The sequence below is a fragment of the Rheinheimera sp. MMS21-TC3 genome, assembly GCF_032229285.1.
In the GTDB taxonomy this organism is placed as follows: Bacteria; Pseudomonadota; Gammaproteobacteria; order Enterobacterales; family Alteromonadaceae; genus Alishewanella.
Genome location: NZ_CP135084.1, coordinates 215,355 through 241,078 on the forward strand (window position 1 = coordinate 215,355; position 25,724 = coordinate 241,078).

The window sequence follows — 25,724 nt, forward strand, 5'->3', positions numbered from 1 at the left end:
AATAGCGGCGGCACTTTATATTACCCAACAAAAAAGTTGGCTATAACGAGTCCGGTACTTTTACTTCACTCAGTCGCTTTTCTAGCTTTTCGATTTTTTCTTGAGCTTGTTCACGATAACGGGTTAAACGCTCTATTGTTGCCGCGGCATTATCTTTAACAAAACCAACTTGCTGCTCTAACTGATGCTGTTGTTTTAGCAAGCGGTCATGCTCTAGCTTCATGTCCTCAGCTTTGTCTCTATGCTGCTGTAACTCTTCGCGTAACTGTTTAATCGTTTCGCGTTGCTCAACTTGATGACTAGCAGTAATCTCATTTTGTTCTTTTAACATCGCATTACTGGCTTTTAATTGCTCAAGCATAGCTTGCACATCGGCTGGGCCATTATTTGGCACTTGCTGAGATTGTACTAAGGTATCTAATTGCTGCTGCAGTTTAGCAATAGTGCCACGCAATTCTTTCACTTCTTTTTGCGCATCTTCATGCTCTGCATTTAAGGTTGAAATTTGATTTACGTAATGATTAATTTGCTGCTGAGCTTTGTCTATGTCAGTGTTAGATGTTTGATTTTGCTCTGCATTGGCTTTTATCTCAGCTAACGCTATATCTCGTTCCGACTGTAAAGCTGCTTTATCAGCTTCTAGCTCTTTTAAGCTAGCTTGCACTTGTTCGAAATCATGCTGTAAAGCAATTAATTGCTCGTTACTATCACCACTTCCTGTATTTGCTGACTGACTTAAGGCTTGTTCATGCTGTTTAATTAGCTGTAGCTTCTCTTGCTCTTTCTCTGCCAAAGTATCTTGCAATTGCTGGTAGCGAGTTTGTAACTCTTGGTATTGCTCAACTAGCTCATTATCACTGCCAGATGCAGTCGCTCCCTGCAGTTGCAACTGCTCTAATTGCTGCTGCAAACGCCGACTTTGTGCTATTGCTTGAGTTTCTGTTTTTGTTGCTACTTGTAAACGGCTTTCAAACTCAGACAGCATGCCATTTAGCTCGATAATTTCATTATCTTGTTGCTGCAGCTTAAGCGCATCGGCTTTTATACTTTGCCGTAATTGCTCAACTTCCTCTTTAGCCCCTTCTGCCGTTTTTAAAGCTTGCTCAGCTTGCTCTAGTTGCTGCTCAGAGCTAGCTAGTTTACTTTGCAATTCTAATTGCTGCTGCTCACTTGACTGTAATGCTTGCTTAAGCTGCTGTTGCACCTCATAGCTGTCACGCTGCTGTGTGGCTAATTCCTGTTGCAGCTGCTCGGTTTGTTGTTGCGCATCTGCTACTAGCTCTTCTTGCGCCTGTAAACTACTTTGCAGCTCGGCAATGATTCCCGCTTGCTTTTGCTGCTCCTGCTCGGCTGCTTGCTGCTGCTCTGCCGTTGCTGATGTTAGCTGGTCAATTTGTTCTTTAAGCTGCTGTTGCTGCTGAGTTGCTTCTGCTAGTTGCTGTTGCACTTGCTGTAATTGCTGCTGCTCTGCTATTAAAGCTTGCTCAGCTTGGGCAAACTGTTGGGTAAGCACATCTATTTTTGCTGTAGCCTCATCACGTTGCTCGGATAAAGCTGCATACTTTTCGGCTTGAGTTGCTAATCGCTGCTGTTGCTCAGTAACACTGGCTTCTAATTGTTCTTTGCGTTGCTGTAAGTCAAATAGTTCATTTTGTAACTGCTGGCTTTGCTCTGCTGCTTTAACTTCAGCCTGCATGGCTTGCTCTAACTGGGCGCTTAATCTATCAGTATGCTCTTTTGCAAACACTGCTGCCTCTTGCTGAAAGGCAGCAATAAAGTCGGCACTAAAGCCGGCATCTGCAGTTTCTGGTACTTTATTAGCTTGGTCATTACGCCACTTTTGATAATGCACTACTACACTAGCTTGAGCACCAGGTAATTTGGTCAATAAATAATCTAGCGAGACTGGCTGACCTGTTTTTTGCAGTTCATCACAGATTTTCTTAACATCACTATATTGCGCCATAATCTACATACCTACCTGACAACTTTAAGTTAACAACAAACACTATGATTTATCATTCTATGCGCTTTTCCTAAAAAGCCAAATTTAATTGCAAAATAAACCAACTAACGCTGGGCCGCTGCATGCAAATACAATTGACGACATTTAGATTCTTTATATCGAAACAAAGCCTAACTTAGTTAAGTTATCGCCGCAGCGCTGCCTAAGTGTTAATGTATTTAGCAACATATTCATCAACTTGGTTAATGGTAATGTTGTTGATTGTTGTATAAACCATTGATTAGAACAAGCAGCCCGAGCAGTATAGCCTAGAATTTAAACATTGGCAGGCAAAGCACTTACCTATCATCTCTATAGAATGGCAGCTTACGATTACATTATCCACCACTAAACAATTTTAACTATAAAAATATTTGATTAGTCGCCAAGCTAACATTGTTAATAAAAACGCAATTCTTCCCCTAAAGTAGCAACAAATCGTAATTAATTGTTATTTTACTGGAGATACCTTAGCAACCTGTTTTATGCTAGCCGCATTTAAAATGGAGACCACATAATGAACAAAACTTTTATGGCTGTTTCAGCAGCAGCATTATTATTAGCTTGTACTGCAGTGCAAGCTACTATTGTTGAAGTAAAAACTAACTTAGGTAATTTTGAGATCAACCTATTTGATCAAAGCACCCCCATCACGGTGCAGAACTTTCTAAAATACACTAATGCTGAAGGCTTCAACAATACGGTGATTCATCGCTCTGTGCCTGGTTTTGTTATTCAAGGTGGTGGTTTTACGTTCGATCAAACAACGCTATTAAAGCCAACAGAAGTATATTCTCCAATCAAAAATGAGCCTAAATGGTCTAATGTGCGTGGCACAATCGCTATGGCTAAACTAGCAGGTAATCCTCATAGTGCAACAAACCAATGGTTTATAAATTTAAGTAATAATGCGGCTAACTTAGATAATCAAAATGGGGGTTTTACCGTTTTTGGCCAAATTAATGCTCAAGGAATGGAAGTGATTGATGCTATGGCAGCATTACCCCGTTTTAAGTTTCCAACTCTTAATATTGCAGACTTACCATTACAGAATTATTCAGCAGCCGATCAAGCTAGTAATAAAGCTGTAATCGCTAGTAACTTTATTGTTATAGAAAGCATTACTGTAGTTGATGCTAGCCCAAGTACAGAGGTAAATGTTACCAAAATACCTACCACAGCCACAGATACCAGTAATCCTGGCGCTGTTGTTAGTTCTGGTAGTGCAGGTCTTATCTCACTGTTAGGTTTAATGTTTGTAGCTGTTCGCCGCCGCGTTATTAGCAAATAAATATTTTACTGCTAAAAGCTAATTTCTCGGCTTGTTCTTGGCATAATCTTATGCTGAAGCAAGCCGATAGTTAAATTTATAAGCTGTTTTAACGTTGCTTATTCAAACTAAAAGCATAAGCTGTTAAAAATGCAGTTTCTTGAAAAGCTTTTAAACCCGTTGCTTTAAAATCAATTTGCAGTGGATTACGTTTTAGCTGTTCTTTTAGCTCTGTAGCCGACATTAAGTTACACTTACAATTATTGATAAGTTGTAAAGCCGCTTCAATTTTAAAGCCTACAGCACCACCGGCAAATTTACCTTTTTGTGGCCGCTCTTTTATCACTAACTGCTCAACTTTATAATCTTCAATAAACTTAGCAAAAGTAAATTGAAAATGTTTCATTTGTTCACTATCCGCATCTTTGCTTAGAGTAAAACGCGTTTGGCGACAGTCTGGTAGCTCAAATAAACCATCTTTTAATACCATAAGACAAATAATGGCTTCATTGGCTTTTATTTCTATTCCGCATACGCGCATGAAAACTCCTTAATTAAGGCTTTGTTAAATTATAATGATGACTATTAATAATATTACAGCTTTGCTTTAACGGATCGCCAAATATAATGGGGTTAAAGTCACCATTGACGCAATAGTCTTGATAAAACTTCAAAAGCGCATCAATACTCATAGTGGCTTTTTCTAATTGAGAACGCTGGCTATCACCCCATTGCTGAGCAGCGACCATGAGCTCTTTTTTTACTTGCCGTAATACAGCTTGTTTATTGTCACCTGAAGCCGAAGCTTTATCCCAAACTAAACCATACAACTTTTCTTTATAAGGTCGGATAAGATCATGGTCTGAAAATGTCATTACCAGTAAAATGATAATAATAATCCAAAATAATTTTTTCATAGTTAGCCCAACTTCACTTAATTGTTATTGTAGGGTGGCTGTTAGTCGCCATCATGGTTTTATCGGGCATCATTGTAACGAATAGTTATGCAACATGCACCGAAGTTTATATTGGTGACAGCAGCCTAAAAGGGACAGAATCGACTAGCTTTGTTATTTTATTATTGGCTAAACGGTTACTTTTACCTGATTAGATAAAAATAATTTTGCTTACATAATGGTATACTAACCAACAGGCACAGTAAGTAGTTATAAGGATAAACCGTGGATCAAAAAAAAATAGACATTAAAAACATTCCAGTCCATGTTGAAATTCATAAGCCTGAGCCAACTAAAACTGCACCCTATAGTGCTAGAAACCGTATATATGTTCGCGCAGTGACCGGTGTGCGCCAGCTGATTCGTCGTTATATTGGTTTTCTTTCTATGGCAGCCTTTATGATTATTCCTTGGATTCAATATCAAGGTCAGCAAGCTATTTTGTTAGATATTGGCGAGCAAAAGTTTACCTTATTCTCGCTTACATTATGGCCGCAAGACTTCACTATTTTAGCTTGGATTTTTATTATTGCTGCTTATGCTCTGTTTTTTATTACGGCACTCTACGGTAGGGTCTGGTGCGGTTTTTTGTGCCCGCAAACAGTATGGACTTTTATTTTTATTTGGTTTGAAGAAAAAATTCAAGGCACCCGCAATCAGCGTATTAAACTCGACCGTGACCCTTGGAGTTGGTCTAAATTTGCTAAAAAAGCGACAACTCATTTTTGCTGGCTTAGCTTCTCTTTATTTACGGCCTTAATTTTTGTTGGTTACTTCACGCCTATTTTGCCACTATTTAAAGAGTTTTTTACCCTTCAAGCTAGTTTTTGGGCTATATTTTTCGTATTGTTTTTTACTTTTTGCACTTATGGTAATGCAGGTTGGATGCGTGAAATTATGTGCACCCATATTTGCCCTTATGCTCGTTTTCAATCCGCTATGTTTGATAAAGACACCTTTACGGTAAGTTATGATGCTGCTAGAGGTGAAAACCGCGGCCCTCGCTCGCGTAAAGATAAAGATTATAAAGAAAAAGGTCTAGGCGACTGTATTGACTGTAATTTATGTGTTCATGTTTGCCCAACGGGCATTGATATTCGTAATGGCTTGCAATATGAATGCATAAACTGTGGTGCTTGTGTTGATGCCTGTGACGATACTATGGATAAAATGGGCTATCCAAAAGGCCTAATAAGTTACACTACTGAACACAGCCTAGCCGGTAAAAAAACTAAAGTGTTACGACCTAAACTATTAGGTTATATGTTAGTGCTTACTATTGTTACTAGTGCTTTTGCTTATACTTTATATAGCAGAGTGCCTATGGAGCTAAATATTATCCGCGACCGTGGCGCCTTATACCGTGAAACTAACGAAGGCTTAACAGAAAACACCTACACTGTAACTATTTCTAATAAATCGCAACAGCCTGTCGGCTTTGCTTTAAGTGTAGAAAGCGAGATTAACTTTAACTGGATAGGCCTTGAGCAAGTTACGCTAAACGGCGGTGAAACCCGTAGTGTGCCTATTAGTTTATCTATTGACCCTTATAGCGTAGAACAGGACAAAATAGAATTTAAAATTAAAGTGCAACAAATTGATAATCCAGATATTAAGTTAATTAGCCGATCGACTTTTTATGTCGGACATTAACTCAAGTATGGCAAGTTTCGACTTTAGTACTTTAGGGCCGGACCTTATTATTGATGCTTTACAGCATATTGGGCTAGATGTTAGCTCTGGGTTATTAGCACTAAATAGCTATGAAAATAGGGTATATCAATTTAGCGCTTATCAAGGTACAGCGGCGACAGCAGCTAAATATGTGGTGAAGTTTTATCGACCCCAACGTTGGAGCCTCGCTCAGTTAGAAGAAGAGCATTTGTTTGCGTTTGAACTAGCCGCTGCCGATGTTCCGGTTGTTGCCCCCTTACTCTTAGCTGATAAATCATTACATCACTATCAAGGCTTTTACTTTGCGGTATTCCCTAGCCGTGGCGGCAGAGGCTTAGAAACTGATAATGAGCAACATTTAGCTATGTTAGGCCGTTTTTTGGGCCGGCTACATCAAGTAGGGGCAGCACAACCATTTCAATATAGGCCAAGCTTTAGCATAGAAAACCAGTTACTAGAAAGCCAAACCATCTTACTAGATTCTGGCTTTATCCCTAATTACTTACAAGCCTCTTTTACCAGTTCATTACAACAAGTAATAAACTTAGTTAGTGCCCAATATAAGCCGAAATCATTAATTCGTTTGCATGGTGACTGCCATGCTGGCAACTTATTTTATGTTGACCAAGGCCCATTTTTTGTCGATTTAGATGATTGCCGCATGGGGCCAGCTATTCAAGATTTATGGATGATGCTATCTGGCGAGCAGCGCCAACAACGGGATACGCTAGAGCTTATTTTAGAAGAGTATGAACAACATTGTGACTTTGACCCAACCGAATTAAAGTTAATTGAACCCCTACGGGCTATGCGCATGGTTCAATATATGGCTTGGTTAACTAAGCGCTGGCAAGATCCGGCTTTTCCTATGAACTTTCCATGGTTTAATACAGACAAATACTGGGAACAACAATGCTTAGTATTAAAAGAACAATTGTTTTTATTGCAACAAGCACCGCTTTCACTAGTGCCTCAGTACTAAACTTTGTTAAGCTGTTTGCCAATTGCTAACTAAGGAAATTTGGATGCAAAAGCTGTTTTCTATTAGATGGTGACTTTGAGTCTCAACTGGCTGAATTAATAAGCTTTTTGTTGAATAAGTAAGATTAATTTACTGTTCAGGCTAGGTAAGTAAACTTTTAGGTAATATTAAAACTATTTATTAAGTAGTGTTAAGCAATAAGGATTTAAAACATGATTAAACGTGCAGCAATATTATTGTTATCGGTATTTTTACCTTTAACAGTGCAAGCAGATAATTTTGAACAGGGTAAACACTACGATGTTATCTCTGAGCAAGTAACAGCTCGGCCTGAAGTTAAAGAGTATTTTTCATTCTATTGTGGCGGTTGTAATGCTTTTGAACCTATAGTACAAAGCCTTGAGACAAAATTGCCTAGTAATACTGAGTTCAAAAAAGTACATGTCGACTTTATTCGCGCTGCCTCACCAGAAATTCAAAACTTACTGGCCCGCGCCTATTTAGTAGCAAAGAATCTAGGCAAAGGTAATGAAGTTGCCTCTGCTATCTTTAATCAAATTCATTCAAGCCGGATCCCATTTAGTAATGAAAATGATATTCGTAGTTTAGTATTACTTCAGGGCATTGAAGCTGACACCTACGATAAAGCAATTAAAAGTTTTTCTGTAATGGGTGCCGCCAGACAAATGAAAAAAGAGCAAGATGAGCTTAGTAAAAGTCGCGTATTAAGTGGCGTGCCTATGCTTATTGTTAATGGTAAATATAAAATTAATAATGCCGCTTTAGATAGCCGTAATCTACAACAAGAATTACAACAATTGGTTGATTATTTACTGCAAAAAGATCAAGTTAAAAACTAGAGATCGACGCAACACTATAGTTTTAAAAAGCCGCTATTTAGCGGCTTTTTAGATCTGTTCAGCTAAATATCAATAACACAGCGAAACTCACTTCTTAGACTATACTTTATATCCACAGTGCTGCTTATTAATAAGCTACTTTGGCGGTAAACTAATCGAGAGGCAATTATGATAGTTAGCATCTACCGTTATATTCCAGAGCAAGATAAAGCTCCTCGTATGCAAGATTATAATTTTGAGCTTGAAGACGGCCAAGACATGATGGTGCTTGATGTGTTAACTAAATTAAAAGAACAGGATCCAACTCTCGCTTACCGACGCAGTTGCCGTGAAGGTGTTTGTGGTTCAGATGGCATGAATATTAACGGCTCAAATTGCTTATCTTGCATAACTAGTGTATCAACCTTACTTAAAGGCGGCAATTTACCCTCAGGTAAAGCGGTGCAACCAAACCGAAGTGGCGCTGACATCATTATCCGGCCACTGCCTGGTATACCTGTAATTCGCGATTTAATTGTCGATATGACTATGTTCTTTAAACAATACGAGCGCATTAAGCCTTATTTAATTAATAATGAGCCAACAATGGGCAAAGAACGACTACAATCACCTGAAGAACGCGCCAAATTAGATGGCCTTTATGAGTGTATATTATGTGCATGCTGTTCAACACAGTGCCCGTCATGGTGGTGGAACCCCGACAAGTTTATTGGCCCAGCAGGCTTATTAAATGCTTATAGGTTTCTTATTGATTCTCGCGATACCGCAACAGAGCAGCGTTTAGCCGAACTCGATGATGCTTTTAGCGTGTTTCGCTGCAAAGCCATCTTAAACTGCGTTGCTTTTTGTCCGAAAAAACTTAAACCCAGAGTTGCCATTGGTGAGATAGAAAAAATGCTTTATAAATTTTAACTAAGTTGCCTCAAACAACTTGATTGCTTGAGGCAACGAAAACCTATTTTGATAGTTTAAGGGTATAATTACCAGCACCAGAGTATGAATAAACAATTAGCCGATAATAACCACTATTAGCGTTGTAATTGATAAACTCTGAAGAACTAGGCGAGGTTGATGTAGCCACTGAATACCAACGATAACCGTCCCAACGCTCTAATCTAAGTTCAAAATCAGCATTAGATGGCCCTGTTAGGCTGGCTTTTATGGTGCCACCATTATAAGCAAACCAACTACCATTTGGCTGGATCTGGCTAGCACGATGGGCCAAGTAGCCAGTATAAGTAGTGCTATCATCTGGCGGTGTAGTGACGCTAACCCCAGAGTTGTAAATCTGTGACCAAGCACAATAACGTTGATTATTTTTAGCTAACCAAAAATAACTACAACTTTGATCGTAACTATTTCTACCAGTTTTTACTTGATAGCCCGAAAAGCTCATACCATTTAAATGATAATACTGACCATTCTTTTTCATTGAAAAATGTAAATGTGGCCCTGTTGAAGCCCCACCATTACACAATGCCTGAGACTTATTACTAGCATAATTAGCGATGGCCACATTACGCTGAACAGATGCACCAGTGCCATATTGAATATTTGACAAGTGATAATAGGTACTAGACCAACCATCTTGATGAATAACTTCCATAAAACAAGATGAGTGATACTTAACTACACCAGGAGCCGCTGAAGTTACCCAAATATAACTTAAATTATCACCCCAGTTTCCACCTTGATTAAAGTCCAATGAAGACTGAGGATAGCTGCCACTACCTGAATGGGTGTGGCTGCCGCCATTTCGCCAATAGGCTCCTACTGGAAAGGGTAATTGAAAATAATTACTTATATCCGTGATCGACTGACTACTTTGCTGCTGTAAATTATTTGTTCTGTTTTTTTCGGTCGTTACAGCACCGAATAATTGCTCATACAAAGTAACTAGTTCTTGAGTTTGCTGCTGAACTAAAACAGCTAAATTAGCTTGCTGAGTAGATTTCTGATATGGCTGGGCGAGCAGCTGATTAATGGCTCGTGCTGCATCTTGATCAGTCGTAAGTTTTTCGTTTTTACCGGTAGTGCTATAAGAATGATCTTGATAAAACGCCATAGCAAGCTGTTGGCTAATATCTTCTACCTGCTCAGTAAAACCTTTTTTGCTAGATAAGGCTGCAAAAGGCTGCTGCATTAACTCTTCAGTACCTGGTGTAGTAATAATTCCTGTTTGCTGCTCTATCAATGCTATAAGAAGCTTAGGGCTAATTGACGAATAGCCAGCGTGATGTGATATAGCTTCAGCATAATCAATTAAATGTGGTGCGTGCTGCTGCAAATATTGTGTTACATCAAAACTTAGCATCTCGTCATAATCGTATAAAAGCTGTTGCTTACCTAAGCTAATAGAGACTAAATCTGGCTGTGTTATTTCTATAGCAGGCGATGCAGTCAATTCATTAGGTGCTGCAGCTAATATAGCAGAGTACCCCACTAAAGCTGCTGCTAGGGTAAGTTTGCTACATACGGATATATACGCTAATGGTATTTTTTTCATATCTTAACCTATTTATTTTTAGTACTAAGCAAAGGCCCCTTATTTTTAAGAGGCCCCGAGTATTACTCTGGAATGTTATAGCGCAAGGTAGCTGTACCACTACCTGAATAGCTATAAACATACCAACGGTAGTAACCGGCAGTACCGTTATAATTTATGCTTTCACTATTAGTTGGTGTTTTACTACTGGCTACATACACCCACTGATAACCGTTCCAGCGCTGTAGGTATAAATCAAAATCGGTTTGTCTAGTTGAAGATACCGACAACTCTGCGGTATGCGAGCCCGCTGTAGCATAATAGTAACCATAATAATTTTGTGGAATAATTGCATAGCTGCCATGGTTTATATAGCTACGCCCTAGATATTTGTAGCCTACTGTTGGCACAGCATAGTCAGCTAGCACATTGATATTACTACTATTAACTTTAGCGACGACACTAATATAGTAATTACCCTTCTGTGGTGTACTAATAGTACAACTTTCCGCATTATTATTACCTTGGCTTGCACAATCATATTGTTGGCTGCTGGCTTCGCTAGCAAAGCGCACAAAGATATCGACATTACCGCTACCACCACTAGTGGTAATTTGCAGGTTGCTTACATTTTCAGGTACATTTATGCGGTACTTTTGTTCAGCATTAGCCCTTAAACTGCTTAAATTAACAGCTTTAGCCTTAGTTAACTCAATAGTTTCACTTGGTGGAGTAGTCGTATTACCTTGGCGAAAGTTAGCTACATAAGCACGAGTGTCATTTAAGCGGCGAGCATTATTGTGGTATGCACTGCCTGTAGCATAACCATTGTAATAAACGTCAGGATTAGAAAAGTGATTAATGGCCGGACACCAGTTACACGAACTACCGTAAGCCATAATAGTATGAGTATTATTTGCTAGTAGGTGACCATAATTGTATTGATAAGGGCCAGGCGAGCCTCCCGCATTAGCTTCATCATGTTGTAAGCCCATGTTATGGCCAAACTCATGCGATATAGTCCAGCCCCCTACACAGCTACGACGAGTGATCTGAAATCCACGCGAAGCAAAACTAGTGCTAGGTGTTGCCATATACCAGCCAAGGCCACAAAGATTACCAGGGTTTTCTATAATCATGCCAACCAAGTCAGCAGCATAGCTATTACGCAGCTGAGCAACGTTAGCATTTGAAGTTACCCAATCTAAGTCGGTATAACCATTGCCTGTTTCTTGGTAGGCAATTTCATTGGCATATACTAAGTTTACCCAAGCATTAACTTGACTGTTTTCAAGTGACAAGTTCATTTGGTCGATAGATTGTTGTGCCAAAGCTTGCATATAGCTAGTACCACCGGCACCATTACGAGCAGCACTAGTATAAATAAGCATAACGTCTACTTGGCTTTTAGCTGCACTACTAAGTAATTCTGTGTCTAATTGTAGCTCTAGCTGTGATGACATTTGTGATTGAATTTGCCGCTCTAACTCATGGTCAACCCGACCACCGCCACATTGATGCTCTTCACCTAAAATAGGCTCAACAATTGAAATACCATCTGATTCTGGGATGATTTTATAACTAATATCTTCTAATAAAACCGTACCAGCAAAAGCCTCATTGTTAATAACGTTAATAGCAACTTTACTATTTGGTTGGCCCTGAATATGACCAAAAACCGAATAGCCAGCATTAGTATTATCAACAAAGCGATTAATAACGACACTACGCACAGTACCATCAGGTAAGGCTACTTGTAGTTCAGCAAGATTTTGCTGCGCTTGAAGCTTGCCTGCTGTAGCCATAAAGCGCTGACGCTGCTCTGACAATACTGATTTATTTACCCTAACCTTAATGGCCGTATGCGACGCTTGCTCTGTATTGTTACTATTAAGGCTTTGTGTTGTATGACTTTGGTAATCTAAAGTTTCAAATAATGGCTCACTTTGGCCATAAGCCGCACTCATAAATATTAATGATGCGCAAAGTAATGCTAATCTCATTCTTTATCCTTTAATAAAGGTTTTTTATTGTTAATTAAAGCCAGTACTTACCACCGAAGAAGCCACTAGCGAGACACCATTGAGTACAGAAAACCTTAACGGCACATTACTTTAACTTAAAACGGTGCATTTTAACAATATATTATCTTTAAGGCTTGTTTATTAAGCTAGCTATCACTTGACTGGTTAGTTTTTTAACAACTTAAACATAGATTTTACAACGGCACTTCACTTAGGAAGGCTAGCTTAAAAATAAGTTAAACTGGCTATTTTTTTAAGCTTTGTACGACTCTAGGTTGCATTATAAAAAACCACGGTTACTCTATATGCCGCTTTTTGACTTATGGAGATTTTATGAGTACTAGACTCAAAGTGCCTCATACTTTAATTTTATTGTTAGCTATGATGCTCACGGCGCTGATTGCAACTTGGTTAGTACCTCAAGGCTTTTTTGCCACTGCATTATCTGATTCTGGCCGTGAAATGGTAGTTGCAGGAACTTATCAAACTGTATCTGAACGCCAATACTTGACGCCTTGGGATTTACTTACTGCCATACCTCGCGCTTTTGCTGCCGCCCAAGACGTTATATTTTTTGTGTTAATTGTAGGCGGTGTTTTAGCTATTGCCCGCGCTACTGGCACCGTTGACGCCTTAATTGGCCGTCTACTAGAGCGCCATGGTAAAAAGCCGCAACGGTTAATTTTTATGGTGGTATTTTGTTTTGCTTTGGCTTCAAGCAGCATAGGAACTGCCGGTGAATACATTCCCTTTGTCATCATTTTAGTGGCGCTGTGTAAAGCTATGCGACTTGATGCCATGACAGCAGTAGGCATGATAGTTGCCGGTTACGGTATTGGTTATGGCGTATCTGCTTTTAACCCTTTTACGGTTTTAATTGCTCAACAAATTGCCGAGATCCCCGTTTACTCTGGATTATGGCTACGTTTAGCCATCTTTGTGCCTTTTGTCTTAATTGGCTTTCATCATGTTTGGCAGTACACCAAAAAAGTCGCGCAAGATCCAAAACAGTCAATGCTGGTAGATGTGCCGTGCCCTTTACAAAATGAAACTGCACCAAGTTACCCCACACTAGCGTTACGGCATAAACTGATTTTAGCTAGTTTTATTGGCGCCCTTAGTATCGCTGTCTGGGGCATTGCCACTAAAGGCTGGTATCTTTATGAATTAGGAGCCGTCTTTGTTGCTTGGGGGGCTTTAGTCGCTGCACTTGGCCGATTATCGGCTGATGAAGCAGCAGAACGCTTTATTGAAGGTGTATCAGACTTAGTAACAACTGCTATATTAATAGGTGTCGCCCGTGGTATTGCTTTAGTGTTAGAAGATGGCCAAATTTTGCATAGTATTGTCCATGGTATGTCTTTGCCGCTGTCTTATGTTAGCGCTGAAATATCAGCAATAGGCATGTTAGTTATTCAAACAATACTAAACACTTTTATTCCGTCGGGTTCAGGTCAAGCCTATGTCACTATGCCTTTAATGGTTCCTTTAGGCGACTTAGTAGGAGTGCCACGCCAAGTTGCGGTGTTAGCGTATCAGTTTGGTGATGGCTTTTCGAATATGATTATTCCCACCAATGCAGTTTTAATGGGTATATTAGGCATGGCGGGCGTACCTTACGGCCACTGGTTCCGGTTTTGTTTACCGTTATTACTTAAACTATTACTAGCCGCCTCTATAGTTCTAGTGCTTGCAGTATTATTTGGCTATGGCTTAGATGTACAACCAATAGCAATAACCCCTTAGATTGTTAAGGGGTTAAACTAACACCTAAGTATTACACTGATAAATAAAGCATATATGCTTTGCACCTTTTGGAGTATATTAATTGGGCACTATAAACTGTAAGGCTAGCGGAAAAAGTTACGCGACTTGGTTTATATTTGGCTTAATGGCAAGTGTTACTTTTATAGGGATTTTATCAGAGCTAGTCCCTTCTGGAATTTTGCCGCAAATGAGCGAAGGCTTAGGGATTAAGCAAACCCAAGTAGGCTTTTTAGTCGGTGTTTATGCACTAGCGTCAGCCATTTTCGCCATACCGCTAATTAGCATGACCTTAGCCGTCAACCGTAAAACCCTGCTGATTATATTGTTAGTGGGTTTTACGCTATCTAATATTGTGGTCGCGTTTACCTCTTCATATAACCTTATTGTGGCAATGCGTATTATTGGTGGTATTTGCGCCGGCATTATGTGGCCTATGATAGCAGCTTATGGCACAGCTTTAGTGCCAAGCGACCAACAAGGTAAAGCTATTACTATTATCATGGCCGGTAATACTTTTGGCGTAAGTTTAGGCTTACCGCTGATGACTTTTATTGGCACCGAAATTGGCTGGCGCACAACGTTTTTAGTGCTAGGCGCACTGGGTGCAACCATAGCTCTGTTATCAATAAAATATTTACCGTCGATTGCCGGAGAAAAACTGACTAAAACTAATTCGCCTTTTGCGATGTTAAAAATTCCATCTGTATTACTGGTCTTGCTGTTAACTTTTCTGTCAGTCATGGCTCACTACGGTGCCTATACCTATATTACCTTATTAGTTGAAACTATCCGCTTTCATGGTGGCATTAGTTTAGCCTTGCTTATTTTTGGTATTGGCTCGGTTGTGTCGGTACTGTTGTCAGCTAAAGTTATTGACTCTCACCTGCGCGGGTTAATTGTTAGTATGCTGGTTTGCGGCCTGGTATCAATGAGCTTTTTAGTGTTTTGGGGCGGCATAAACGGCCTTTCTCACTTGGCATTTTTTCTTTGGGGCTTAGCCTTTGGTCCTCTTGTCACTATGTATCAGACTGCTGTTAGTAAACAGGTTACTGATGCAAAAGCAGTAGCAACCTCAGTACAGTCAAGTGTATTTAACTTGTCTATAATGATGGCGACTTGGCTTGGCGGTTTAATTCTAATTCACATGCCTAATTTTGGTGTACTTGGCATTGGTTATCTATCTATTATTTGCTTCGTTCCAGCTATAATTATCGCGTTTATGGCAAAAAAAGCGCTTAGTTCTTAACTCTTTACAGGCAACCTTATAAGGATTTGGTAATGAAGAAGTTTATTAATGCAACTATATACCGTAATAGTGACGCTAACGAAATCATGATCAAAGACGGTATTATTCAACAGCTTGGTAAAAACCTAGCGCCAGCCGAAGAGGTGATAGATTTAAAAGGGCGTCTTGTAGTGCCACCTTATGTCGATGCGCACCTTCATCTTGATTACGTCTACACTGGCAATAGTCCAGGGGCAAAAAATGATACTGGTACCTTATTTGAAGGCATAGCCCGCTGGCACGATATTAAGAAAAACCAAACTTTTGCCGATGCTAAACAACGGGCGTTAAAAGGAATTAGCGAAGAAGTGTCCAAAGGGGTGCAGTTTATCCGCACTCATATTGATGTTTGTGATCCTAATCTTACCGGCCTAAAAGCCATGCTAGAAGTTCGTGAAGAGTTAAAAGATAACGTTACGATACAAATTGTTGCCTTCCCGCAAGAGGGTATGTACGCCTATAAAGGCGGTGATGAAATGGTAGAAGAGGCCTTAAAGATGGGAGCAGACTGCGTTGGCAGCATTCCGCACTTTGAATGGGCCCGTGAAATTGGTGAAAAATCTATTCATAGAACCGTAGAGCTAGCGCTTAAGTACGACAAATTAATAGACGTGCATTGCGATGAAACCGATGATGTGATGAGCCGTTTTGTTGAGTTATTAAATGCGTTAGCCATGAGCGAAGGCATTGGTAAGCGCACTGCCGCTAGCCATACTTGCTCATTTGGCTCGGCCGACAACGCTTACGCATTTCGTATGATGGGATTGTTTCAAAAGTCTGGTTTAAACTTTATTGCTTTACCAACCGAGAATGCCTACTTACAAGGCCGACAAGATAGCTATCCTAAACGTCGCGGCTTAACCCGGGTAAAAGAATTTTGGGAAACCGGCATCAACGTTTGTTTTGGCCAAGACTCTATTAATGATCCTTGGTATCCAGCAGGCAACGGCAACTTAATGAATATTCTTGATAACGGTATCCATTTAGCTCATACCATGTCTATGTCGCAACTTGATACCTGTCTCGATTTAATTACTTTTAATGGCGCTAAAACTCTAAACGTGGAAGACCAGTACGGTATAGAAGTAGGTAAACCAGCTAACTTTTTGGTATTAGACGCCAACAGCCCATTTGAAGCCGTGCGCCAGCGAGCCGATGTATTAGCCTCTATTCGTCACGGTGAGTACTTATTCAAAAAGCCGGAGCCAAGTTACGACGTTGAATTAGACTTATACCGAAAAACTAAATAAACCTTAACTCAACAAAATGGCCAGTAGCAAAACACAAAAAATCCAGGATGCGCTTTATGGCATCACTGGATTTTTAGTTGTGGGCGGACAAAATAGTTGGGAACTGGGAGGGGTGGAAATGGAGTTTTTAAGGATTATTTAGGGAAGAGTGACAAAATAGATGGGAACTGGGTGTAGCGTCGTAAGCTAATACGAAAATTAAAAATGACAAAATAGTTTGGAACTAGATTTCACTTATCTGGTTAACTAATCTAGCTAACCTGCCGCTCAGCTTAGTACGATCCTATATCCAACTGATCATAATCCTTTCATCAGTATCCCAAATTAAATCCCCCTCCTAGACTGCCTCACCAACACTTTACAGTGATCCCGTATTTCCGGACAGGTGATTGATTTTTTTCGCTTGTACAGGTGTTAAGCCACAGTTATCTTGATGTGGACATTATGCATTGTAATAGCCCATTAACATGCGCTAAGAGCATAAATTAATATACAGTAACAAGCATTACGAGGTGCTAATGTTTGGAAAGCAGCCTCTTCCAACTACAATAATAAGTTAACTATCCTCCACCCACAAATAATTACAAATGACCCCTTTCCGCTATAACTCCGATCTCACCAGCGGCTCGCTACAAACCCGAGAGTGTCGCATTATTACTGGCTTGTTACTCCAAGAGCTTGATGAAGCTGCCTGGGATAAAGCCATGTATAAGGAAAATGTGCTTCAGAAACGCACGCAATCTACGGTAAGACGTATTTCTTCAGCGCTTAGAAAACGCCTAGAACACCTAAGCTCTGACTTTTGGGCTTTTGCGTTTTTATGTTAGGCATTGTCTGGCAACTGGAGGAAGTGTAATGACCATGAATGGTCACTGTGATTGACAGTATCTTGCTTAAACTTATCTGAACAATGGTAGAACTGGCTCATATTTATCCCCTCTATGATTGTTTATCTTTTTCACCATAAAAAGTATCAGGGGCTACTCAGGGCTACATAAAGATATTTATCTACTTTTACTGATTGATAAGTAGCATCAGTCCATCCGCAGGACTGGTGGTGCCGGCAAAATGCTGACCCAACACATGCGTATAGATTTGCGTGGTCTTAACATCGTTATGCCCTAAGAGTTCTTGCACAGTGCGAATATCACGCCCCGCTTGTAATAGATGCGTAGCAAACGAGTGACGAAATGTATGACAAGTGACACGCTTGCTAACGATGCCTGCTTTTTGTACGGCTGCCTTCAATGCCTTTCGCGCAACGGAGTCATGCAGATGATGGCGGCATAATTTGCCGTTATACGGGTGGTTGCAGAGCGTGCTGGAGGGAAAGACAAACATCCACGCCGCTTGTCGATAAGCAGAAGGGTATTTGTGATCTAAAGCAAAAGGCAGCGATGGCCCTACGCCTTGTAAGTTGTCGTCTTGCTGAATAAGCCGCGCTTGCTCAATGAGTTATTTTATTGCTGGGATTAGGCGCGTGGGCAGTAGGCTGTTTCTGCTTTTCCCACCCTTACCGTCATGCACAGTGATGCAGCCATTATCAAAATCAAAATCTTTAACCCGCAAACGCAAGCATTCATTAATGCGCAAACCTGCACCATACAGCAGCGTAAAAATAACTTGGTTGCGAGTATCCATAACCTGCAAAATGCGTTGCACTTCATTTGCAGAGATAACAGAGGGTAGCCGTCTAGGCTTGCTTGCAGGGATATAATCAATATCGCCCAACGGCTGTTGTAAAAACCTGTTGTACAAAAAAGCTAGGGCATTTAAAGCGATTTTCTGCGTGTTTATGGCTACATGTCTGCTGTTTGCTAAGCTGGATAAAAACAGCCTGACCTCTTCACTGCCCATGGTCTGAGGATGACGTTTTTTGTGAAACAGAATAAAACGCTTAATCCAGTGCAGGTAAGTTTTTTCAGTTTTCAGCGCATAACCTTTTTGTCGCATATCCGTGCGTATAGAATTTAAAAATGGACTGTTAGACATAAAACGCTCCTTGTCTTGCAACTGTCTGCCTATACAGCCTATTCTAGCTGGGATTTAAAAAAGTGCCTGTTTTTTACGCCTAGAGATGCTTGTTTACCGGTAGAGTTTTAATTTAATGCTAAATAAATTAAAATGTTATGAGTTCTTTGGGTGAGATAATGTGCATCGTGCAAGCAGGATAGACGGCATGCACGATTTGTAATAACAGAGTGTCTTGTATTTTTAAAGAAAGTCTATTTAATACAAGTGATTATATTAATTAACGGTAAGCATCAGCGGGTGACAAAACGAGCATGCTTACTAATAAAATGTTGTGCTGACGAAAAAAAACAAAAATCTGCGTATACCTTTCCTCATAATCTGTGGCTTCAATAAAAGGATATTTCTATGCTTCAACTGAAAATGATCGAACTCTTCAAGGAAGGTTGTCATGAGGATGCACGAATAATCGCGGCATTGATGTTCGGCTCATTTGCTATCGGAGAGGGTGACGAGTTCTCTGATATCGAATTCGCAGTGTTCATCCAGGATGACCATTTTGAAAATTTCGATCAGCGCTCGTGGCTTAATGCCGTAAGTCCGGTTGCTGCTTACTTTCCGGACGACTTCGGCCACCACACCGCACTTTTTGAAAACGGCATTCGCGGTGAATTCCATTTCATGCGAAAATCGGACATACCGGTCATTTCCACTTGGCAAGGCTATGGGTGGTTTCCCTCGCTTGAGGCGGCTGTTTTGTTGGACCGATCAGGAGAGTTGTCAAGGTACGCAAGCGCTCTCGTGGGCGGTCCCCCGATACGTGAAGGCGCGCCGCTGGTGGAAGGGCTTGTGTTGAACCTCATCAGCCTGATGCTCTTTGGGGCCAATCTTTTAAATCGGGGAGAGTACGCTCGCGCCTGGGCTTTGCTCAGCAAAGCACATGAAAACCTACTCAAGCTGGTTCGACTCCACGAAGGGGCAACAGACCACTGGCCGACACCTTCACGCGCGCTCGAAAAGGATATCTCGGAGGACTCGTATAATCGCTATCTGGCATGCACAAGCAGTGCAGAACCAAGAGCACTATGTGCAGCCTATCATCAAACGTGGACGTGGAGTCTCGAATTGTTCAAGAGCGTGACAGAACCTCTGAATATCGAGCTTCCGAGAACTGTAATTGCGCAGGCAAAAAGGTTGCTCAATGAGTCTGCGACGCCGCACAATAAAATGTTAAACATCATGAGGGAAGCGGTGATCGCCGAAGTATCGACTCAACTATCAGAGGTAGTTGGCGTCATCGAGCGCCATCTCGAACCGACGTTGCTGGCCGTACATTTGTACGGCTCCGCAGTGGATGGCGGCCTGAAGCCACACAGTGATATTGATTTGCTGGTTACGGTGACCGTAAGGCTTGATGAAACAACGCGGCGAGCTTTGATCAACGACCTTTTGGAAACTTCGGCTTCCCCTGGAGAGAGCGAGATTCTCCGCGCTGTAGAAGTCACCATTGTTGTGCACGACGACATCATTCCGTGGCGTTATCCAGCTAAGCGCGAACTGCAATTTGGAGAATGGCAGCGCAATGACATTCTTGCAGGTATCTTCGAGCCAGCCACGATCGACATTGATCTGGCTATCTTGCTGACAAAAGCAAGAGAACATAGCGTTGCCTTGGTAGGTCCAGCGGCGGAGGAACTCTTTGATCCGGTTCCTGAACAGGATCTATTTGAGGCGCTAAATGAAACCTTAACGCTATGGAACTCGCCGCCCGACTGGGCTGGCGATGAGCGAAATGTAGTGCTTACGTTGTCCCGCATTTGGTACAGCGCAGTAACCGGCAAAATCGCGCCGAAGGATGTCGCTGCCGACTGGGCAATGGAGCGCCTGCCGGCCCAGTATCAGCCCGTCATACTTGAAGCTAGGCAGGCTTATCTTGGACAAGAAGATCGCTTGGCCTCGCGCGCAGATCAGTTGGAAGAATTTGTTCACTACGTGAAAGGCGAGATCACCAAGGTAGTCGGCAAATAATGTCTAACAATTCGTTCAAGCCGACGCCGCTTCGCGGCGCGGCTTAACTCAAGCGTTAGAGAGCTGGGGAAGACTATGCGCGATCTGTTGAAGGTGGTTCTAAGCCTCGTACTTGCGATGGCATCGGGGCAGGCACTTGCTGACCTGCCAATTGTTTTAGTGGATGAAGCTCGTCTTCCCTATGACTACTCCCCATCCAACTACGACATTTCTCCAAGCAACTACGACAACTCCATAAGCAATTACGACAATAGTCCATCAAATTACGACAACTCTGAGAGCAACTACGATAATAGTTCATCCAATTACGACAATAGTCGCAACGGAAATCGTAGGCTTATATATAGCGCAAATGGGTCTCGCACTTTCGCCGGCTACTACGTCATTGCCAACAATGGGACAACGAACTTCTTTTCCACATCTGGCAAAAGGATGTTCTACACCCCAAAAGGGGGGCGCGGCGTCTATGGCGGCAAAGATGGGAGCTTCTGCGGGGCATTGGTCGTCATAAATGGCCAATTTTCGCTTGCCCTGACAGATAACGGCCTGAAGATCATGTATCTAAGCAACTAGCCTGCTCTCTAATAAAATGTTAGGCCTCAACATCTAGTCGCAAGCTGAGGGGAACCACTAGTGTCATACGAACCTCCAAGAGACGGTTACACAAACGGGTACATTGTTGATGTCATGTATGACAATCGCCCAAGTAAGTATCCAGCTGTGTTCAGAACGTACGTCCGAATTCCAGACTATGTCGAACTAGATAACGCGGAGGAGCTGGCCGACGCAATCATTCGAGAGGTTGAGTTAAAGGAGGCATGGCTCACAAGGGTCTTGGGGAACTCAGCCGATCCTGACGCTTCTGTGGGCAAGTGGGACCGGCGCCTAGCGCAGTGCGGTGGTATTGATGAGATGTCAAGTGGGGTGCAGGCAACATACTTCAGTCCAAACGGTCAGCTGGTCGGCTTAGTGGCATACATTGATGCCGAATGGATGGATGAATAGCTCTGACGTTACGATTCAGGTGAGACAACCAGATGGGCATTGCGTACAAGCTCAGTTGCCACCGATGTGGCTACGAGTCTGATCTTCTTTACCTAGGCCAAGGTATGGCGATGCTTCCTGAGCAAATAGTCGGAACGTGCACATGCTGCGACAATCTAACGACGATTTCTATAAATGAAAGCTACGGAGTATGCTCACTTTGTGGGGCTAAGGATCGTGTGATATTTACAAGCTATCAGCATGAGGCAAGGCCAAGAAATCCCTGCTATCTAGAGAGAAGTTTCAAATATCAATGCCCAAGATGCCATGCCTTCAGTATGGAGCCTCCGGATCTACCGGAGATGCTTTGGGACTAATGCTCCGCTTTGCCTCGGGTATCCGTTCGACCTATGTTTAAGAGGAAACGCACGTGTCTGCCGCCAAAGCTCTTGCCTATGCACTTTGTGACAAGTTGGAAAGCAAAAAAGTTGATGAAGTCGTACGAAATCTTGTTTCTAGCGGCTGGAATATTAGGGAAGTGGCCTGGGAAGCTTCGTCCTTTGATCATGAAATGCCCTACTTTGACACGGGGCGGGACTTCGATATTGGATTTCCTGACACGCTGTCATCCAAGATTGAGTTTTTGACCGCGAATGGATCAATCGTCCAAGCACGTGCTCGCCTGCACTTCAAGCAGGCTCTAATTTTTGCCAAGGCGTCCAAACATGTCGCCGCGCTCAAGAACTCATTGGATTACTACTATGGATCGTCTGTAATCCCCCCTCAAAACCACGGAGGCTATTTGTAGAAAATTCCATTAATATGAACTCAAGGTGTTCCCTACGGACGAATCAGCGATGAAGGTGGTGTACCTGGCTATCCAGGCGGCGACCAAGAAATGGACGATGCCGATCCGCAACTGGAAGCCGGCCATGAACCGTTTTATGATCGAATTTGGTGACCGTTTAAATGGCCACCTTTAACTGACCGGCAAAAGCACTTACACAAAAGGGTTTACAGGCTCTTTCAGTCATTCCTTTAATGCGTAAATTGCTCTCTAACCACTCTCTCAGCCCACCCTTCCATATCCTCTCTCGATACTTGCAGCTCCCCCAACCCCTTTGGATGATTCACCCCTCTATGCCCGTCTTGTCCATATAATTGATCAAACAAACTATTTGGCCAATTCAATGAGCTCTTCACCACTCCACGCCGTATCTTTTCAAAATCATTCCGCCATGTTTCGCTATCAACGCCACTCAACACTTTGGTAGAAAGCATTTTCACCCCATCCGATGCATCCACCTCTAGCAATACAAATTCACTGCCATTACGTTGCACCCCAACGGCTTTAATCACTCTTGGTGAGCCATCTTTACACAGATGTAATCGGCTACGCCCAACTTTTGGCAAAACCAAGGTTTCTTCAAAAAGCACCCGACATGCAAATTTAGTTTTTAGAATTGAAAGTAGCTCATCAAAAGCAGCAAATCGATTAGCAAAAATAGAGTTGTAATTGGTTGCATCCTGCTTCCCACCCACATCTGCCGCTGCTAGGACACCACCTAAGTGTGGCTCATCAGTACTAACCAAATTACTATTTTCACTTGTTGTTGCTTCTTCTTTTTCTAAAATAGTTTGGCTACTTTTTCTTGCCCTGCGAGATTTTTCAATTCGACTAGGTCTACTAAAACTTATCCATGTCGGCTCAGCCTCTATGACTCGTGTGTCTGTGTCTATATTGGCTGTTTCCTCATCGTCCAACTGTAGATGCTCATCATCAACAACTGACTCTGTTGAAACCGCTATGTGCTGCGTACTACCATCACCTGCCTCCTTTTCCTGAAAAGAGGCATGGCTAATAGCTGTTGTGCTAGGAAGCATAGCGTTGATTTCTAAACCTACTATTTCCTCAACTAAATAATCCTTATCCTCGTTAGAAGAACGTCCTTTTACATGTAATTTCCAACCCTGCATGGGCGGAGGGTCAAAGCTAAAGCACCAGCTTTCAACGCCGTTCTTAATTTCTCTATTTTGTTGATAGTGCCTAAAAATACTTTCATACGAATCCATAACATCTTGATCCGAAAACAACCAAACCAAAAGCTGCACTACGGCCGACTGCTCTAACGCCCCTTTAGGAAACGATGAACTGGGTAAGATCCTTATCTCTAAATGATCTCGCTCAACCTCATACTGAACGTCGAACTCTTGCTGTAAAGCGGTACTGCTCAAACAGCTTCGACAGAAATAGGAGTTAATTAAAAATAATGACCGAGCTAGCTCTAACTGTGGGATGTGATAACGAGTCTTGCTATATGGTGTTTCAGCTTCGTAAATAAATGAACTCTGCGCTCCATCCTTGTTGCGTACGGAAGCAAAGGACGAGAGATTAGGAAAATCGATTATTTTGGCTCGTTGAAGATCCGATGCTTCAAACTCAATCACACGATCCGCCTTATTTATTTGCTTTGTTGTACTGTTAACCACCTTAGCTCGACTTAATAAAGGCAAATGAGTAAATCGAGTCCATTTCCGTTCTTGCATTGGATTAAACCAAACAAAAATACGCCACTCCTTATGACCCGAGTTACGGAATAAATGACCAATATGTACAACCTGCACATTGTCATTAAATGTAGCTAGCCTAACCACTCACTCTTCCCCATAAACCATTTCCAAGAATCTTTGTGCTTCCTCAGTTATCCGCTCTTTAGATAACGTTGCACTTCTTAATAATCGCCAGCGCCTAAGCTCAACATCTTCCTGTTTAAGCTTAATAAAAGCTTGGCTAATCCGTCTAATTTGATAATCTTCCACACTCTCTGAGTAACGCTTTAAGCAAAGCGCTACCAAAGGCAGTTTCTGTAGATTTTTTGCAAGAGAGGTTCCGTTAGGAGTTTGCTTTAACAGCCAGCTCGATGTCGCTCTTGGGTGATCAAGGCTACTATCTAGACGCTTTATGATTCTTAATAGTTGTCGTACAGCAATTCGATCTCTTTGGTTCCAATCAACTCTAGGGGCGGGTGCCAGACGCTCTTGTTGATGCTGTTGATTCCAGTGAACTAGCCAATCCCTGTCATGTCGGTAAAGCCAAGCGTATAGCACCCCACCCTCTAAAGACTGTCTTGCCGCCTTAATTCCTTGGTATTTATGCACTAGTTGCTGCCAGTCTTTATGCTTAACAGATAAATCTTCAGAGTTAGGTTGCACAGACTGGCTAACAGGTCTTGTCGTTATAGAGTGCTCAGTAAGAGCACTTGCCTGCTGTAGCGCTTCTATAACCGTTAGTTTTGGCAATAAGGCTTGCCACACAATACTATGCTGTAAATAACTAAAGGCTTTTCTATGCTTACGGAATATACTTTTCAGCCAACACGTGTCCTTGTTCTCTGCCAACTTTAAATCCAGTTTCTCTAGTGCCTCATCACTAAAAGTCTGCCTCACTCTCTCCGCCACCAAGTCATGACGAATGTGCTTGCTTTTGGTTAGCCCTAGATCCTGCGCTAAGCGCTGATAAAACAGCGTCCACTGCTCAAGGCTTGGGGAAAGCTCTTGCGCTCGTGGAGCATCTAACAGAGGGGCTATATAAGCAGCTAGTGCTGTTAATTGAGATAGGGAGTCTTTGGGGTAGTCTGAAAGCAGCTCAGTATGACCCAAAGCCCAAAATTGATGTCGGTGATCATCTACAGCTCTATCAAAGAAGACTAAAGCACCGTGTTTTGGACAATATGGCAAAGCGGGCAAATACCAATCTCGTTGCCAAAAGGCTTCCCCATACCTATTTAGCTGAAGAGCAACGCAATCAGGGCAGTATCTAAAGCGGTTATCGCTCTTAACTCTAGAAGCAGCGACTCCTAGCATTAAATGCACCGCACCTTGCGCTTGGTACTCCATTAACCGAATAGCTTCGTCTCGGCGCTCCTTGCCTACAAACGGAGCATATAAAGGGAATAAGGTATGCTCATAAATAAGCTGCTGAACAGCGTAACGTCCTGTTTGATGTAGATGTCTTGCTATCACACCTAAATGCGAGGGCAGACCTAAGGTAGCGACCACCTTGCGGTTGCCATACACCTCATCCAACAGCTGCTTAGGACTAACAATCCCTTGATAAACGCCTGCCCGTGCAATAGTGCTATAAATCAGCTCATTCGAGTACGGAACAGGAAAGTTTCTCATG

The 25,724-nt window shown here is 41.9% G+C and carries 19 protein-coding genes and 4 pseudogenes; 15 read left to right on the top strand and 8 right to left on the bottom strand.

Annotated features, from left to right (window positions below; genetic code table 11):
* Nucleotides 1-40: 40 nt before the first annotated feature.
* A complete protein-coding gene (locus tag RDV63_RS01255) occupies nt 41-1,966 on the bottom strand; it encodes a DNA-binding protein (RefSeq protein ID WP_313907724.1) in 1,926 nt (641 codons plus the stop codon).
* Between the two features lie 556 nt (nt 1,967-2,522).
* On the opposite strand from RDV63_RS01255, the gene RDV63_RS01260 reads away from it, so the two are divergent.
* Nucleotides 2,523-3,296 carry a peptidylprolyl isomerase gene (locus RDV63_RS01260; RefSeq protein WP_313907725.1) on the top strand — a complete coding sequence of 258 codons (774 nt, stop codon included), beginning with the start codon at nt 2,523-2,525 and terminating at the stop codon, nt 3,294-3,296.
* An 88-nt stretch (nt 3,297-3,384) separates the two neighbouring features.
* On the opposite strand, the gene RDV63_RS01265 is transcribed toward RDV63_RS01260, so the two are convergent.
* Nucleotides 3,385-3,816 carry a DUF3010 family protein gene (locus tag RDV63_RS01265; protein ID WP_313907726.1) on the bottom strand — a complete coding sequence of 144 codons (432 nt, stop codon included), beginning with the start codon at nt 3,814-3,816 and terminating at the stop codon, nt 3,385-3,387.
* Nucleotides 3,817-3,829: 13 nt separating this feature from the next.
* Nucleotides 3,830-4,192 carry a hypothetical protein gene (locus RDV63_RS01270; protein WP_313907727.1) on the bottom strand — a complete coding sequence of 121 codons (363 nt, stop codon included), beginning with the start codon at nt 4,190-4,192 and terminating at the stop codon, nt 3,830-3,832.
* A 264-nt stretch (nt 4,193-4,456) separates the two neighbouring features.
* Here RDV63_RS01270 and ccoG point away from each other — a divergent pair, with 264 nt between their 5' ends.
* From ccoG to RDV63_RS01290, 4 genes are all read left to right on the top strand, one after another.
* The gene (gene ccoG, locus RDV63_RS01275) at nt 4,457-5,884 is read left to right on the top strand and encodes a cytochrome c oxidase accessory protein CcoG (protein ID WP_313907728.1); all 1,428 of its coding nucleotides are present in this window, start codon (nt 4,457-4,459) and stop codon (nt 5,882-5,884) included.
* Complete coding sequence (locus RDV63_RS01280) at nt 5,871-6,887, top strand: serine/threonine protein kinase (RefSeq protein WP_409934814.1); 1,017 nt, start codon at nt 5,871-5,873, stop codon at nt 6,885-6,887. Before ccoG ends, RDV63_RS01280 begins: the two co-directional genes overlap by 14 nt.
* Nucleotides 6,888-7,099: 212 nt before the next feature.
* Nucleotides 7,100-7,747, top strand: coding sequence for a thiol:disulfide interchange protein DsbA/DsbL (locus RDV63_RS01285; RefSeq protein WP_313907729.1), 648 nt, complete (start codon nt 7,100-7,102; stop codon nt 7,745-7,747).
* Between the two features lie 165 nt (nt 7,748-7,912).
* The gene (locus RDV63_RS01290) at nt 7,913-8,659 is read left to right on the top strand and encodes a succinate dehydrogenase iron-sulfur subunit (RefSeq protein ID WP_313910374.1); all 747 of its coding nucleotides are present in this window, start codon (nt 7,913-7,915) and stop codon (nt 8,657-8,659) included.
* Between the two features lie 43 nt (nt 8,660-8,702).
* Here the strand turns inward: RDV63_RS01290 and RDV63_RS01295 are convergent, their stop codons facing one another.
* Both RDV63_RS01295 and RDV63_RS01300 read right to left on the bottom strand, forming a co-directional pair.
* Complete coding sequence (locus RDV63_RS01295; RefSeq protein WP_313907730.1) at nt 8,703-10,253, bottom strand: M23 family metallopeptidase; 1,551 nt, start codon at nt 10,251-10,253, stop codon at nt 8,703-8,705.
* Nucleotides 10,254-10,315: 62 nt separating this feature from the next.
* Nucleotides 10,316-12,235: a pre-peptidase C-terminal domain-containing protein gene (locus RDV63_RS01300; RefSeq protein ID WP_313907731.1), complete on the bottom strand. Its 1,920-nt coding sequence runs from the start codon at nt 12,233-12,235 to the stop codon at nt 10,316-10,318.
* A gap of 354 nt (nt 12,236-12,589) precedes the next feature.
* Here RDV63_RS01300 and RDV63_RS01305 point away from each other — a divergent pair, with 354 nt between their 5' ends.
* The 4 genes from RDV63_RS01305 (at nt 12,590) to RDV63_RS01320 (ending at nt 17,385) form a co-directional block, all read left to right on the top strand.
* Nucleotides 12,590-14,002, top strand: a complete 1,413-nt coding sequence (locus RDV63_RS01305) for a YfcC family protein (protein WP_313907732.1) — start codon at nt 12,590-12,592, stop codon at nt 14,000-14,002.
* 82 nt (nt 14,003-14,084) lie between these two features.
* Entirely contained in the window at nt 14,085-15,269 is a 1,185-nt protein-coding gene (locus RDV63_RS01310) for an MFS transporter (protein ID WP_313907733.1), read from the top strand.
* 32 nt (nt 15,270-15,301) lie between these two features.
* Nucleotides 15,302-16,558 carry a cytosine deaminase gene (gene codA, locus RDV63_RS01315; protein WP_313907734.1) on the top strand — a complete coding sequence of 419 codons (1,257 nt, stop codon included), beginning with the start codon at nt 15,302-15,304 and terminating at the stop codon, nt 16,556-16,558.
* Between the two features lie 587 nt (nt 16,559-17,145).
* Entirely contained in the window at nt 17,146-17,385 is a 240-nt protein-coding gene (locus RDV63_RS01320) for a BrxA family protein (RefSeq protein ID WP_001353740.1), read from the top strand.
* A gap of 187 nt (nt 17,386-17,572) precedes the next feature.
* Here RDV63_RS01320 and intI2 read toward each other — a convergent pair.
* A pseudogene (gene intI2, locus RDV63_RS01325) lies at nt 17,573-18,550 on the bottom strand (class 2 integron integrase IntI2).
* 387 nt (nt 18,551-18,937) lie between these two features.
* Between intI2 and lnu(F) the strand changes: the two are divergent.
* The 6 genes and pseudogenes from lnu(F) to RDV63_RS01355 all read left to right on the top strand — a co-directional run.
* Nucleotides 18,938-19,756, top strand: a pseudogene (gene lnu(F), locus RDV63_RS01330) (lincosamide nucleotidyltransferase Lnu(F)); the annotation flags it as partial.
* 12 nt (nt 19,757-19,768) lie between these two features.
* Nucleotides 19,769-20,604, top strand: a pseudogene (gene aadA1, locus RDV63_RS01335) (ANT(3'')-Ia family aminoglycoside nucleotidyltransferase AadA1).
* Nucleotides 20,605-20,632: 28 nt separating this feature from the next.
* Nucleotides 20,633-21,130, top strand: coding sequence for a hypothetical protein (locus RDV63_RS01340; RefSeq protein ID WP_001444089.1), 498 nt, complete (start codon nt 20,633-20,635; stop codon nt 21,128-21,130).
* 60 nt (nt 21,131-21,190) lie between these two features.
* Nucleotides 21,191-21,562 carry a hypothetical protein gene (locus RDV63_RS01345; protein WP_000119696.1) on the top strand — a complete coding sequence of 124 codons (372 nt, stop codon included), beginning with the start codon at nt 21,191-21,193 and terminating at the stop codon, nt 21,560-21,562.
* Between the two features lie 409 nt (nt 21,563-21,971).
* Nucleotides 21,972-22,349 carry a hypothetical protein gene (locus tag RDV63_RS01350; protein ID WP_001271300.1) on the top strand — a complete coding sequence of 126 codons (378 nt, stop codon included), beginning with the start codon at nt 21,972-21,974 and terminating at the stop codon, nt 22,347-22,349.
* A 22-nt stretch (nt 22,350-22,371) separates the two neighbouring features.
* Nucleotides 22,372-22,524: pseudogene (locus RDV63_RS01355) on the top strand (IS256 family transposase); the annotation flags it as partial.
* A gap of 55 nt (nt 22,525-22,579) precedes the next feature.
* Here RDV63_RS01355 and RDV63_RS01360 read toward each other — a convergent pair.
* Entirely contained in the window at nt 22,580-24,196 is a 1,617-nt protein-coding gene (locus RDV63_RS01360) for a Tn7-like element transposition protein TnsE (protein WP_000251879.1), read from the bottom strand.
* Nucleotides 24,197-25,723, bottom strand: a complete 1,527-nt coding sequence (locus RDV63_RS01365; RefSeq protein ID WP_001243518.1) for a TnsD family Tn7-like transposition protein — start codon at nt 25,721-25,723, stop codon at nt 24,197-24,199.
* Between the last annotated feature and the right edge of the window lies 1 nt (nt 25,724).

What these genes read in the sequence shown, in the direction of transcription:
- RDV63_RS01255 (WP_313907724.1), bottom strand. Translation starts at nt 1,966, where the DNA reads ATGGCGCAATATAGTGATGTTAAGAAAATCTGTGATGAACTGCAAAAA.
- RDV63_RS01260 (WP_313907725.1), top strand. Translation starts at nt 2,523, where the DNA reads ATGAACAAAACTTTTATGGCTGTTTCAGCAGCAGCATTATTATTAGCT.
- RDV63_RS01265 (WP_313907726.1), bottom strand. Translation starts at nt 3,816, where the DNA reads ATGCGCGTATGCGGAATAGAAATAAAAGCCAATGAAGCCATTATTTGT.
- RDV63_RS01270 (WP_313907727.1), bottom strand. Translation starts at nt 4,192, where the DNA reads ATGAAAAAATTATTTTGGATTATTATTATCATTTTACTGGTAATGACA.
- RDV63_RS01280 (WP_409934814.1), top strand. Translation starts at nt 5,871, where the DNA reads ATGTCGGACATTAACTCAAGTATGGCAAGTTTCGACTTTAGTACTTTA.
- RDV63_RS01285 (WP_313907729.1), top strand. Translation starts at nt 7,100, where the DNA reads ATGATTAAACGTGCAGCAATATTATTGTTATCGGTATTTTTACCTTTA.
- RDV63_RS01295 (WP_313907730.1), bottom strand. Translation starts at nt 10,253, where the DNA reads ATGAAAAAAATACCATTAGCGTATATATCCGTATGTAGCAAACTTACC.
- RDV63_RS01300 (WP_313907731.1), bottom strand. Translation starts at nt 12,235, where the DNA reads ATGAGATTAGCATTACTTTGCGCATCATTAATATTTATGAGTGCGGCT.
- RDV63_RS01305 (WP_313907732.1), top strand. Translation starts at nt 12,590, where the DNA reads ATGAGTACTAGACTCAAAGTGCCTCATACTTTAATTTTATTGTTAGCT.
- codA (WP_313907734.1), top strand. Translation starts at nt 15,302, where the DNA reads ATGAAGAAGTTTATTAATGCAACTATATACCGTAATAGTGACGCTAAC.
- RDV63_RS01320 (WP_001353740.1), top strand. Translation starts at nt 17,146, where the DNA reads ATGACCCCTTTCCGCTATAACTCCGATCTCACCAGCGGCTCGCTACAA.
- RDV63_RS01340 (WP_001444089.1), top strand. Translation starts at nt 20,633, where the DNA reads ATGCGCGATCTGTTGAAGGTGGTTCTAAGCCTCGTACTTGCGATGGCA.
- RDV63_RS01365 (WP_001243518.1), bottom strand. Translation starts at nt 25,723, where the DNA reads ATGAGAAACTTTCCTGTTCCGTACTCGAATGAGCTGATTTATAGCACT.